At 71.6% G+C, this 12,796-nt stretch carries 11 protein-coding genes; 6 read left to right on the top strand and 5 right to left on the bottom strand.

Annotated features, from left to right (window positions below; translation table 11 throughout):
* The first annotated feature begins 42 nt into the window (after positions 1-42).
* The gene (locus tag P7V53_RS07040) at positions 43-1,068 is read left to right on the top strand and encodes a BMP family ABC transporter substrate-binding protein (RefSeq protein ID WP_280154771.1); all 1,026 of its coding nucleotides are present in this window, start codon (positions 43-45) and stop codon (positions 1,066-1,068) included.
* Between the two features lie 23 nt (positions 1,069-1,091).
* On the opposite strand, the gene P7V53_RS07045 is transcribed toward P7V53_RS07040, so the two are convergent.
* The 5 genes from P7V53_RS07045 to alaC all read right to left on the bottom strand — a co-directional run bounded on the left by P7V53_RS07045 (position 1,092) and on the right by alaC (position 6,792).
* Complete coding sequence (locus P7V53_RS07045; protein WP_280156455.1) at positions 1,092-1,682, bottom strand: GNAT family N-acetyltransferase; 591 nt, start codon at positions 1,680-1,682, stop codon at positions 1,092-1,094.
* Positions 1,679-2,902, bottom strand: a complete 1,224-nt coding sequence (locus P7V53_RS07050) for an OmpA family protein (RefSeq protein WP_280154772.1) — start codon at positions 2,900-2,902, stop codon at positions 1,679-1,681. The genes P7V53_RS07045 and P7V53_RS07050 overlap by 4 nt, the downstream gene beginning before the upstream one ends.
* On the bottom strand, positions 2,899-4,536 hold the full coding sequence (locus P7V53_RS07055; RefSeq protein WP_280154773.1) for a serine/threonine-protein kinase: 1,638 nt from the start codon (positions 4,534-4,536) through the stop codon (positions 2,899-2,901). Before P7V53_RS07055 ends, P7V53_RS07050 begins: the two co-directional genes overlap by 4 nt.
* A 53-nt stretch (positions 4,537-4,589) precedes the next feature.
* Entirely contained in the window at positions 4,590-5,411 is an 822-nt protein-coding gene (locus tag P7V53_RS07060; protein ID WP_280154774.1) for a class III extradiol ring-cleavage dioxygenase, read from the bottom strand.
* A 145-nt stretch (positions 5,412-5,556) separates the two neighbouring features.
* Complete coding sequence (gene alaC / locus P7V53_RS07065; RefSeq protein WP_280154775.1) at positions 5,557-6,792, bottom strand: alanine transaminase; 1,236 nt, start codon at positions 6,790-6,792, stop codon at positions 5,557-5,559.
* Between the two features lie 135 nt (positions 6,793-6,927).
* On the opposite strand from alaC, the gene P7V53_RS07070 reads away from it, so the two are divergent.
* From P7V53_RS07070 to P7V53_RS07090, 5 genes are all read left to right on the top strand, one after another.
* Positions 6,928-7,503 carry an ECF-type sigma factor gene (locus tag P7V53_RS07070; RefSeq protein WP_280154776.1) on the top strand — a complete coding sequence of 192 codons (576 nt, stop codon included), beginning with the start codon at positions 6,928-6,930 and terminating at the stop codon, positions 7,501-7,503.
* 12 nt (positions 7,504-7,515) lie between these two features.
* Positions 7,516-10,218: a protein kinase gene (locus P7V53_RS07075; protein ID WP_280154777.1), complete on the top strand. Its 2,703-nt coding sequence runs from the start codon at positions 7,516-7,518 to the stop codon at positions 10,216-10,218.
* A gap of 89 nt (positions 10,219-10,307) precedes the next feature.
* Positions 10,308-11,162, top strand: a complete 855-nt coding sequence (locus P7V53_RS07080) for an alpha/beta hydrolase (protein ID WP_280154778.1) — start codon at positions 10,308-10,310, stop codon at positions 11,160-11,162.
* An 18-nt stretch (positions 11,163-11,180) separates the two neighbouring features.
* Positions 11,181-12,116, top strand: a complete 936-nt coding sequence (locus P7V53_RS07085) for a hypothetical protein (RefSeq protein WP_280154779.1) — start codon at positions 11,181-11,183, stop codon at positions 12,114-12,116.
* Between the two features lie 18 nt (positions 12,117-12,134).
* Positions 12,135-12,650, top strand: a complete 516-nt coding sequence (locus P7V53_RS07090) for a DUF3455 domain-containing protein (RefSeq protein WP_280154781.1) — start codon at positions 12,135-12,137, stop codon at positions 12,648-12,650.
* Positions 12,651-12,796: the final 146 nt, after the last annotated feature.

A 12,796-nucleotide genomic window follows, 5' to 3' on the forward strand; every position in this document is an offset into this window, starting at 1 on the left:
CCCGCCGTGTGCTCTCCTCCAGGGGCCATGTAGAGGAACACCATGCTTCAAAACCTCGCCCGCGGCAGCATCGCCGCGTTGCTCGCGGCGCTCGCCGCACTCCCGGTCCACGGCGCGCCCCTGAAAGTCGGCTTCGTCTACGTCTCGCCGATCGGCGAGGCCGGCTGGACCTACCAGCACGACCTGGGGCGGCGCGCGATGCAGCAGGCCCTCGGCGACCAGGCGGAGGTCACCGTGGTCGAGGCGGTGGCCGAGGGCCCCGACTCGGAGCGCGTGATGCGCGACCTTGCGGCACAGGGCCATGGCCTCGTCTTCGCGACCAGCTTCGGCTACCTGGAGCCTGCGCTGCGTGTCGCGGCGCAGTTTCCCGAGGTGAAGTTCGAGCATGCCGGCGGCTACAAGACCGCGCCCAACCTCAACACCTACAACGCCCGCTACTACGAGGCGCGCTACCTCGCCGGCCTGCTGGCCGGCAAGACGAGCAAGGGCGGCATCGCGGGCTATGTGGCCGGCTTCCCGGTCCCCGAGGTCATCCAGGGCATCAACGCCTTCGCCATCGGCATGCGTGAAGCGAATCCCCAGGCCCAGGTGAAGGTGCTGTGGCTCAACTCCTGGTTCGATCCGGCGCGTGAGCGCGAGGCGGCGCTGACGCTGATCCACCAGGGCGCCGACGTGCTGACCAACCACAGCGGATCGCCGGCGGTGGCGCAGACCGCGCAGGAGCAGGGCGTGAAGCTCGTCGCGTACCAAAGCGACATGCGCCGCTTCGCGCCGCAGGCGCAGCTCACCGCCATCGTCCACCAATGGGGCGGCTACTACACCCGGGCGGCCCGCGCCGTGATCGCGGGCACCTGGAAGCCGCAGCCGGTGTGGGGCGGGCTGAAGGACGGGTTCATCACGCTGGCGCCCTATGGCGCGGACGTGCCGAAGGACGTGGTCGCGCTGGTCGAAGCGAAGCGCCGGGCGATCGTCGAGGGCAGCTTCAAGCCCTTCGGCAAGCTGAGCGATGCGCAGATCGCGGCAATGGATTCGTTCGTGCCGGGGGTGTCGGGCGCGGTGCCCAAGTAGGAGGAATGGCGCCGACGCGAGCGTCACGGCACGCTGATGAACTGCCGATTCACCAGCGCGTTGAGCACATGGTCGCGCCATGCGCCGTCGATGAACAGATAGTCCCGCGAGACGCCTATGCGCTCGAAGCCCAGCGCGGCGAGCACGGCGGCACTGCGGCTGTTCTCCGGGCGATGCGCCGCCTGCAGGCGATGCAGGTGCACGCGCGGCGAGAACATCTCGGCGATGCCCGCCTGCAGCGCTTCGCGCATCAGCCCCTGGCCTTCGAGCGCCTGATCGATCTGGTAGCCGAGCATCGCGCTCTGGAAGGCACCGCGCACGATGGACGAGAAGTGCACCTGGCCCACGACGCCGGCCGGATCCTCGCGCAGTCGCAGCCAGTAGCGCACCGCGGTGCCGGCGCGGAACTCCTGCATGCCGCGCAGCAGGCGGGCGCGCTGCAGGCGCAGCGTGAAGAAGTCGGCCGGCGCCGGCGGATCCCAGCGTGCGAAGTGAGCCTGGTTGCGCCACAGGAAGTCGAGCACCTCCGGCGCCAGCGCCGCATCGGGCGCCTGCAGCAGCAGGCGGGCCGTGACCAGCCGGGACGCGGCGCGCAGCATGCGCGGAAGCGTCACCCGCAAGGCACGATCTTGAACTCGACGCGCCGATCGAGCGCGTCGACGACGTTGTCGGTGCCGCTGCCGACGATGTTCTCGCGAAACCCCATGCCCTGCGCCTTGGTGCGCCCGGCCAGCTCGGCGGCCTCGCTGGCGAGGCGCTGCTTGATGTACGTGGCCCGCTGCAGCGACAGCGCATCGTTGACCGGCTCGGAGCCGGTGCGGCTGGTGTGGCCGACGATGCTCATGCACACCTTCGCGGCAGTGCTCTCGCGCGCGATCTGCCGCAGCCACATGCCGTAGGCGGAACTCACCTTGGGGTCGGACCAGAACTCCGTGCCGCCGGGGTTGAACAGGAACTTCACCCCGAGCTGGTTGTACGCGATGCCCAGCGCCACCACCTTGCCGAAGGCCTGCTCGGCCTCGGTCATGCGGCCGAGCTTGACGTTGTTGAGATAGATGCCGTTGAGCACGCGCATCTGCTCGCCGGCCGGCGTGGACAGCGCCTGGCGGTACTGGGTCAGCGAGTCCTGGTAGCGCTCGCCGTTGTAGAGCGTGGTTGCTTCATCGATCAGCGCGGCGGTCGACACGCGCTCGAAGTACACCGGGTCGGCGCGCTGGCCGGCGGCGGAGGCGGCGGTGCGGACGTAGCCCTCGACGACCTTGTCCTTCACGAGGATCGGGCTGTCGCGCCAATAGGCGAGCGGGCTGTTGTCCAGGCCGCTGTCGGCCGCGAGCGCCGACGACTGCGCGAGCACCGTGCCGGCCTTCAGGTCGACCAGCGCGAGGTTGATGCGCAGGGGACTGCGCGGGCGGTCGGTCTGCGCGCGCGTCAGCGTGCCGGTCAGCAGCAGCTGCGCCTTCGCGATGCCGGCGGCGCGAAAGGGAAGGACCTCGAACTGCTCGTGCTGGGATGCGATGCGTTCCATGACGCGCTTTTCCAGCTGCTGCGTGAGGGCGGTCTGCTGACCGGTGGCCCCTTCGAGCATCGGGTCGATGACGAGGCCGCGCTTGAGGAGCTTCGACTCGACCTTGGCGAGGAAGGCGGGCATTTTCTGCGTCTGCGCCACCAGCGCGTCGGTGGCTGCCATCGCCGCCTGATCGAAGGGAAGCTCGTTGCCCGAGGGCGCGGCCGCGGGAGGTGCCGCGCAGCCGGCGCAGAGCGCGGCGACCAGCGCGGCAGAGGCCCAGAAAAATGCGCACCGAAGTGCGCGCAGCGTCGATGTGGTCGGCATCATCTGCACTCCCTCCTCAAGAACGCTGCCTCGTCGGCCGTCAGGGGCTCGAGAGAGGCCTTTTGCAGAATATCACTGCACTGCGCGGGCCTCGCCTTCATCGTAGGGGGTGCGGCGGCGGTGACGCGCGCACTGCGCCGAGGTGCTTCGCGCGGCCTCGCGGCGGCGGCCGCGGACGCCGGCAGGCCGAGGGCTTCGGCGGCTGCGGTGGTCGCGTCCGGGGGGACGTTTCCCGGCGCTTCGGCGGTGCCGGCAGCGGCCGTCGGCGTGACGGGCTCCACTGGCGCCGGCACCGGCTCGGGGACCGCCACCGCCGGGGCGGGCGCGGGCGGCGCTGCGGCCTCGATCACTGATGCCGGCGTTGCGGCCGAGGGCTCGACCCTCGGTGTCGGCGCGGGCGCGGGCGCGGCTGCGGCAGGCGCCGCACTGTCGCTCGTCGCGCCATCGATGCGCACCATCAGCATCGGCGCCGCTGTCAACAGGACCACGCCGCCCGCACCGCCGAGCCACAGGGCACGATGGCCGGTCAGCCATGACAGCGCACGCAAGGACCTCTCGCCCACCACGGTCGTGCCGTCGCTCCATGGCGAGGCCGCGGCGGGTGCGGCGGCCGGTGCGGCCGGCAGCGGCCGCGGCGGCACCGAGGCGATGACGCTCACGTCCCGGGACGGCCTGGCCGGCGCCCGCCGGCCGGCGTCGAGCAGCGCGCGAAACTGCGCGACGTCCTGCGGCCGGTCCTTCGGCAGGATCGCCAGCGCCTTGTCGATCGCGCTCAGGAAGCCTGCGCTGTAGCGGCCGTGCGCCACGCGCGACAGCGGCTCGAGCGCGTCGCCGGTCATCATGCGCTCCACCGACGACATCGGCGTGCGGCCGGTGACGGCGTAGTAGACGACACAGGCCAGCGCGTACAGGTCGGTCCACGCGCCTTGCTGCATGTGCGGCGTGTCGCCGTACTGCTCGATCGGCGCGTAGCCCGGCTTGAGCACCACCGTCAGCGCATGCGTCATGTCGCCGATGACGCGCCGCGCGGCGCCGAAGTCGAGCAGCAGCGGACCGTCGCGCGTGAGCAGGATGTTGTCCGGCGCGATGTCGCGGTGGAAGCAGCTCGCCTGGTGCATCACCGTCAGCGCGTCCAGCAGCGGCATCAGCCATTCGCGCAGCCGCTCCTCCTCGGGCGGCTGGGGCATCGCCGCCAGCGTGGCCTTCAGCGTCATGCCTTCGTAGTAGGGCATCGCCATGTAGGCCGTGCCGTTGGCCTGCCAGAAGCGATAGACCTTCAGCAGCGAGGGATGGTCGAACCTGGCGAGCAGCCGTGCCTCGTTGACGAAGCTCCTGAGGCCGGCTTCGAAGGTCTCGCGGTGGCGCTCGGACTTCACCGTGACGTCCTGGGAGCCGGTCGCACGCGAGGCCAGCGAGGACGGCATGTACTCCTTGACGGCGACCTCGCGCTGCAGCGACTCGTCGTAGGCGAGGTAGACGATGCCGAAGCCGCCTTCGCCGATCAGGCCGGTGATCTGCAGCCCGCCGATGCGTGTGCCCTCGGGCAGCGTATGGCCGAGAAACGACGAGCTGCCGACGAACTGTCCGTGTTCGCCCGGGCGCGCTTGGCGCGAAGCGGTGGGAGGCCCCTCAGCCATGGCGCGATTGTGCGCGCCGTGGCAGCGGATGCGACCCCTTGCGCGTGGGATGCCTAGGCCAGCGCCGCTGCTTGCTCCCCGAACGCGTACATGTCCATTCCCAGCGACCCGTGCGTCACGCTGTCGTGCAGCCGGACCGGCGTGCTGTCGCGCCCGCCTGCGCCGGCGGCGACGAACCAGGGCAGCAGGTGCTCGTCGGTCGGGTGCATGTCGACGGCGTAGGGCGCGCGCCGGCGGTAGTCGAACAGCGCCTCCCAGTCGCGCACGCTGGCCTGGCCCAGCATCCAGTCGCGGAAGGCAGCGCTCTCGGGGATCTCGGGCTGGTCCGCCGGCGACCGCAGGCCGCCGGCGAAGACCCGGCGCAGGTTGTGGGTGATGCTGCCGGTGCCGAGCACGAGCACGCCTTCCCGGCGCAGCGGCGCCAGCGCTTCGCCGAGGCGGAACTGCTGCGCAGGCGACTGCGTCGCCACGAAGGCGAGCGGCAGCACCGGGATGTCGGCCTCGGGAAACAGGTAGCGCAGCGAAGTCCAGATGCCGTGGTCCAGGCCGGCCTCGTCCAGCACGTGCGCCGGCAGGTCCGCCGCCTGCAGCAGGTCGGCGACCCGCGGCGCCAGCGCCGGCGCGCCGGGCGCGTCGTAGCGCAGGGTGAACAGCTTGGGATCGAAGCCGCCGAAGTCGTACACCGCCTGGTGCTGCGCCCCGGCCAGGAGCAGCGGCTCGCGCGCCGTGGTGTGGGCCGAGATCGCGACGATGGCGTCGGGTCGGCCCAGCCGGCGGCCGAGGCGCTCCATGAACGCGCCGGCCTCGCGGGGCTCCAGCGCGATCATCGGCGAGCCGTGGGAGACGAAGATGGACGGAAGGGTGGTCGTGGCCATAAGGCCATTGGACCACCCGGTGAGCCGGCCGACGTTCGAGGGGTTTGCAGTCAGCGCTGAAGGAGGGTGAACTGGCACCGGAGTGCGGATGCTCTCCCTCTCCCGCCCGGCGGGAGAGGGTCGGGGTGAGGGCCCCGGGTGGCCCTCACCCGTGGCCCTCCGCCAGCGGGAGAGGGGATGCCCTGCTCGCGTCCGCGCGGAACATGGCCTTGATCCCCCGGACCCCCTGCCGGATGCGCGCTTCGTTCTCGATGAGGGCGAAGCGCACGTACTCGTCGCCGTGGTCGCCGAAGCCGATGCCGGGCGACACCGACACCTTGCCCTGCGCGAGCAGCGCCTTGGCGAATTCCAGCGAGCCCAGGCGGCGGTACGGCTCGGGAATGCGCGCCCAGATGTACATCGAGGCCTTCGGCACATCGACCGGCCAGCCGGCCTCCTGCAGGCCCTTGCACAGCACGTCGCGACGGCGGCGATAGGTCTCGGCGATGTCCTTCACGCACTGCTGGTCGCCTTCGAGCGCCGCGATCGCCGCCACCTGCAGCGGCGTGAAGGTGCCGTAGTCGTGATAGCTCTTGATGCGCGCCAGCGCCGCCACCAGCTCGGCGTTGCCCACCATGAAGCCGATGCGCCAGCCGGCCATGTTGTAGCTCTTGGACAGCGTGAAGAACTCGACGGCGACGTCCTTGGCGCCCGGCACCTGCATGATCGACGGTGCCTTCCAGCCGTCGTACACGATGTCGGCGTAGGCGAGGTCGTGCACCACCAGGATGTCGTGCTGCTTCGCCAGCGCGATGACGCGCTCGAAGAAGTCCAGCTCCACGCACTGCGCCGTCGGATTCGACGGAAAGCCCAGCACGATCATCTTCGGCTTGGGGTAGCTGCCGCGGATCGCGGCCTCCAGCTCGGAGAAGAAATCGACGCCCGGCACGAGCGGTACCGAGCGGATGTCGGCGCCGGCGATGACCGCGCCCCACAGGTGGATCGGATAGCTGGGATTGGGCACCAGCACGGTGTCGCCGCGCTCCAGCGTGGCGAGCATCAGGTGGGCCAGCCCCTCCTTGGAGCCGATGGTCACGATCGCCTCGCGGTCGGGATCGATCTCCACCGCGTAGCGGTCGCGGTACCAGTGGGAGATGGCCCGGCGCAGGCGCGGGATGCCCTTGGAGGTCGAGTAGCCGTGGGTCTCCGGCCGCTGCGCCACCTCGACCAGCTTGGCGACGATGTGCGGCGGCGTCGCCCCGTCGGGGTTGCCCATGCTCATGTCGATGATGTCCTCGCCGCGGCGCCGCGCGGCCATGCGCAGCTCGGCGGTGATGTTGAAGACGTAGGGGGGCAGTCGGTCGATGCGCGCGAAGCGGCGCTTCGGCTGGGAGTCAGCCATGGGGATCCTTCACGTGAGCGCCCGGAACCGTCCGAGCGACGTGGCCCGCCGGGAGCGGGCCGGCCGCGATCGTAGGGGGGTGGAAGCCGTCTTGTCCAGCGCACAATTGACGGCCGGACGGAGCCGAGGGGCGGCATGACGGAACTCACAGACCAGGACGAACTGCGGGCGATCGGATCGACGCTGCAGGCCGCCGAGCGGGGCGATGTCGCCGCCACCGCCGAGCTGTTCAGCGCGCTGTACCGCGAGCTGCACCGGCTGGCGCGCCGCCAGCTCCACGTCAATGCGTCCGGCGTGACGCTGGGCGCGACGACGCTGCTGCACGAGGCCTACCTCGATCTCAGCCAGCGCGGGCTGGCCTTCCCCGACCGGGCGCGCTTCTTCGCCTACGCCGCGCGGGCGATGCGCGGCCTCATCATCGACTACGTGCGCGAGCACCGCGCCATCAAGCGCGGCGGCCAGTTCCACCTCACCACGCTGGACACCGCCACCGCCGAATCGGTGCCGCAGCTCGACGAGCTGGGGTCGCTGGGCCTCGCGGTCGACGAGCTGGCCGCCGCCGAGCCGGCGCTGGCCGAACTGGTCGAGCTGAAGTTCTTCTGCGGCTTCGACTTCGGGGAGATCGCCGCGATGCGCGGCGTGTCGGAGCGCACCGTGCAGCGCGACTGGGCCAAGGCGCGGATGTTCCTGCGCAGCGCGCTGCAGGACTGAGGAGCTGCCGGCGTGACGCGCGGCGTCGACCCCCAACGCTGGGCCCGCCTGTCCCCGCAGCTGGACCGGCTGCTCGACCTGGATCCGGCCGCGCGAGAGGCCGAGCTGGCAAGGCTGCGCGCGGAAGATCCCGAGCTGGCGGCCGAGCTGTCGGCGCTGCTGGCGCAGCAAAGCCGCATGGACCGCGAAGGCTTTCTCGACGGCAGCGCGATCGGCAAGATCGAGCCCAGGCTGGAGGGCCAGCAGTTCGGCGCGTACACGCTGGAGCGGCCGCTGGGCGCCGGCGGCATGGGCAGCGTCTGGCTGGCGCGGCGCAGCGACGGCCGCTACGAGGGCACCGTGGCCGTCAAGCTGCTCAACCTGGCCCTGCTCGGCCACGGCGGCGCCGAGCGCTTCGCGCGCGAAGGCAACGTGCTGGCGCGGCTCACCCACCCGCACATCGCCCGGCTGCTCGACGCCGGCGTCGGCGCGGGCGGCCAGCCCTACCTGGTGCTCGAGCATGTCGAAGGCGAGCCGATCGACCGCTGGTGCGATGCGCGCTCGCTGGGCGTCGAGGCGCGCGTGCGCCTCGTGCTGGACGTGCTGGCGGCGGTCGCCCATGCGCACAGCAAGCTGGTGCTGCACCGCGACCTGAAGCCCGGGAACATCCTGGTGACGTCGTCGGGCGAGGTGAAGCTGCTCGACTTCGGCATCGCCAAGCTGCTCGACGACGAGGCGCTGGCCTCGCCGCCCACCGAGCTCACTGCGGTCGCCGGACGCGCCTTCACGCCCGACTACGCGGCGCCCGAGCAGGTGCAGGGCGGCGACGTGACCACCGCCACCGACGTGTACGCGCTGGGCGTGCTGCTGTACGTGCTGCTCGGCGGCGTTCACCCGACCGCCAGGCCGACCGACACGCCGGTGGAACGGCTGCGCGGGGTGGTCGACACCGAGCCGCAGCGCCTGTCCGAGGCGGCCGCGCGCGCCGCCATGCGCGGCGAGGGGCTGGTGCATTCGCTGCGCGGCGACCTCGACAACATCTGCGCCAAGGCGCTGAAGAAGGCGCCGGCCGAGCGCTACGCCACCGTGCAGGCGCTATCCGAGGACCTGCGCCGCTACCTGGCCAACGAGCCGGTCAGCGCGCGCGCCGATTCGCTGGCCTATCGCGCCACCAAGTTCGTGCGCCGTCACCGCCTCGGCGTGGCGGCGACGGCCGTCACCGTGCTCGCGCTCGCCGCCGGCATCGTGGGCACGACCTGGCAGGCGATCGAGGCGCAGCGCCAGCGCGCCGATGCGCTGGCCCAGCGCGACCGCGCGCAGGCGCTGCTGGGACGCAACTCGGCCATCGTCGAGTTCGTCGACCTGATGTTCGACGAGGCCGTGCCGACCGGCCAGTCGGCCGCGCTGCAGCAGATGCTCGAGCGCGCCGAGCGGCTCATCGACGGCACCTTCGCCGGCCAGCCGGCGCACCACGCCGAGATCCTGCGCGTGCTGGCCACCTACTACAGCAATCTCAACCTCGGCAAGAAGCGCATGGAACTGCTGGTGCGCGCGCGCCAGATCGTCGACCAGGTGCCCGACCGCTCGCTGAAGGCGCAGATCGCCTGCGAGCACGCCAACGCGCTGTCCGGCGTCGGCCAGAACGACGAGGCACGGCAGCTCCTCGACGAGTGGATCGCCGCGCCCGACATCGACGCCACCGTCGCGGCCACCTGCCTGCTCATGCGCGCCGGGCTCGCGCAGGTCGCCGCCGATCCGCAAACGACGCTGCGCCATGCCGAGGCCGGGCTGCAGCGGCTGCGCGGCGCCGGCGCCAAGGCGCCCATGCTCGAAGCCGGCCTGCTCGGCGACGTCGCCTTCGCGCACTACCTGGCCGGCCGCAACACCGAGGCGGACAGCCACTTCCGCACCGCCATCGACAGCATCCGGCGCATCGGCCGAGGCGAGAGCCACGAGGCGTGCCGGCTGATGCTCAACCACGGTGTCGTGCGCTACGCGATGAGCGACTACCAGGGCGGTCTCCAGCTCTTCCAGCAGGTGCTGCAGGTCTACGAGAAGCGCGGCGACGCCGTCATCGCGCCCAGCATCCTGGGCAACAGCGCCTTCGGGCTCGAGCAGCTCGCCCGCTTCGAGGAAGCCGAGGCCGCCTACGACCGGGCGCTGGACGCGGCCCGGCGCAACGGCCTGGTCGCCGGCCAGGCGTATGCGCTGGTGGGCCGCGCCACGGTGCAGGCCGAGCGCGGCCAGATGCCGGCCGCGCAGGCCAGCCTGGACGCGGCGGCGTCGATGCTGCAGACGCTGCCGCCGGCGCATTCGGCGCGGTTGCGCGCCACCTTCGCGCAGGCACGCATCGACGCGGCACGCGGCGATCTGGACGGGGCCGCTCGACGCCACACCGGCGTCATCGAGCTGCTGTCCGCCAAGGGCGCCGCGACGCCGCCGCTGCTCACCGCCTACCGGCAGCGCGCCGAGCTGTCGCTCAAGCGCGGCGATGCTTCGCAGGCGCTGGCCGATGCCCGCCAGGCGCTCGAGCTGGCGCGCAAGCTGCAAGGCAGCAATCCGCACTCCGCGCTCGCCGGCCTCGCGCAGCTCACGCTGGCGCGGGTGCAACGGCAGGCCGGCGAGCACGGCGCCGCACGCGAAGGCCTCGCGGTGGCGCAGTCCGAGCTGCGGCAGACGCTGGGACCGGACCATCCCGAAACGCGCGCGGCGACGCAGCTGCTCGGCACCCCCTAAGTCGTCGGCCTCCGGCGGCGTCGTCTTTCGCCGCCGTCCTCCGATCTCTCCAGCACGACGGTTCGCATTCGCGGACCGCAGGAGGGTCCATGGGACGCATGCAGGTCGGCGGCGTGAGCGTCGATTGGCTCGAGCAAGGCAGCGGGGAGCCGGTGGTGCTGCTGCACAGCACCGGCGCGTCGGGCGCGCAGTGGCGCGCCCTGGTCGAGCGGCTGGCGCAGCGCCATCACGTGCTCGTGCCCGATCTGCTCGGCTACGGCGCCACCGGCGACTGGGGCGGCAACGGTGCGTTCTCGCTGGCCCACGAAGGGGCGATCGTCGCCGCACTGCTCGACCGCGTGCACGAGCCCGCGCACCTGGTCGGCCATTCGTACGGCGGCGCGGTGGCGCTGCACGTCGCCCGCGCGCAGCCGCAGCGCGTGCGCTCGCTGGCGCTGTTCGAGCCGGTGGCCTTCCACCTGCTGCGCACCGGCGATCCGCTCGACGAGGCAGCGCTGCGCGAGGTCAGCGAGGCCGCTGCCTTCGTCGCCCATGCGCATGCCGCAGGCGACGCGGATGCCGCGGCGGCCTGCTTCGTCGACTACTGGAGCGGGCCGGGCACCTGGACGGCGATGCCGCCGGCGCGGCGCGATGCCATGGCGTCGCGCGTCGGCAAGGTGGTGCTCGACTTCCAGGCGGTGTTCCGCGAGCCCGTCTGCGCGCAGGAGTTCCAGCGCCTGCGGCTGCCGACGCTGCTGATGCAGGGCGATCGCTCGCCGCTGTCGGCGCGGCGTGTGTCTCGCCTGCTGTCGCGCACGCTGCCCGCGGTGCGCACCGTCACCTTTCGTGGCGCCGGTCACATGGCGCCTTTGACCCATCGCGACGAGGTCAACGAGCAGATCGTCGCGCATCTCGCGGCGTGCCGGCCGGCACGCGCAACCGCCGGCGACACGCTGGCAGCCTGAACCTGGAGCCTTCCCACCATGCAGACGACCCCGTACCGCCATTCCAGCGAACGCTACGCCAAGTGCATCGACGCGTCCAAGCGCATCCGCTGGGACATCGACCACGACGTGATCCGCGGCCGCCGGATGGACGTGGCCAAGAAATTCCTCCCCGACGGGCTGTCGTTGGCCGACCGCCTGGACTTCCTGGGCGCCGACGAGAAGCGGCTGCTGAGCCAGGTGCAGGGCATGACCTACGCCCACATGTTCGGCCTGGTCGAGCGCTACATCGGCGCCAAGGTGCTCGAGCTCAGCCGCGACCATTGGCTGGGCGACCAGGTGGCGCTGGAGGCGCTCGTGCGCTTCACGGACGAGGAGCTCAAGCACCAGGAGCTGTTCCGCCGCGTCGGCGCGATGACGGCCGAGGACCTGCCGGCCGGCTACACCTTCCTGCCGCAGCCCAACGACGTGGCGCAGGCGGTGCTGTCCAAGTGCACATGGGCCGTGCTGGCGCTGACCTGCCACATCGAGCTGTTCTCGCAGGCGCACTACCGCGAGAGCATCGATGCCGACCCCGAGCTGTCCGAGCTGTGGAAGGACGTCTTCATGTTCCACTGGAAGGAGGAGTCCCAGCACGCCATCCTCGACGAGCTGGAATGGCGCCGCGAGGACGCCAAGCTCGACGCGGTGCAGCGCGACCAGGGCGTCGACGACCTGATCGCGCTCGTCGGCGCGGTGGACGGCATCCTGCAGATGCAGTCGGCGGCCGATGCCGACTACTTCCTGCGCGTGTGCAAGCGGCTGTTCGACGCCGAGCAGGTCGGCATGCTGCGCGGCACGCTGCTGGCGGCCTACCGCTGGCAGTACATCCTCTCGGGGGCGCAGCACCCGCACTTCCTCAAGGTGCTCGGCGAGCTGGTCACCGAGGCGCAGATGCAGCGCATCGGCGCTGCCCTGGCCCCGCTGGCAGCCTGAGCACGGAGGGCCTCTGCCATGACGATTCATGCGAAGGCGGCGGCCCTGCTGGGGGCCGTCTGCACCGCGGCAGCGACGGCAACCGAGCCGGCCGCGCTGCGTCCCCCGGCGGGCGAGACGATGGCGCTCGAGCTGCACGCCCGCGGCGTGCAGATCTACGAATGCGCGGCCGCAAAGGACGCGCAGCGCTTCGAGTGGAGCCTCAAGGGACCGGAGGCGGCGCTGTTCTACCGTGGGGGTCGCAGCGCCGGCATCCACTACGCCGGCCCGAGCTGGCAGGCGCTCGACGGCAGCACGGTCGTGGCCCAGGTCGCGGCGCGCGAGGACAGCCCGGATCCGAGCGCGATCCCGTGGCTGCTGCTGCGCACCGTCTCCACGCGCGGCGAGGGCGTCTTCAGCCGGGTGCTGAGCATCCAGCGCGTCGACACGGTCGGGGGCAGGCCGCCGGCCGAGCCTTGCACGCCGGAGCAGGCCGGTCGCGTGGCGCCCGTGGCCTACAGCGCCACCTACAACTTCTTCGTCGCCGAGCACTGAGCCTGACCCGGTCACCTGCCGGCGGCGCGGTGGCCATGAATTGACGGACACGGCCAGGTTCGGTTGATCTGTCAATGGCAAACCTTTGCCATTGCCGCCCGAGGACATCCCTGAAGAATCCCACCCGCGAACTACATCGAGGGCGG

The sequence above is a fragment of the Piscinibacter sp. XHJ-5 genome, from assembly GCF_029855045.1.
Lineage (GTDB): Bacteria > Pseudomonadota > Gammaproteobacteria > Burkholderiales > Burkholderiaceae_C > Albitalea.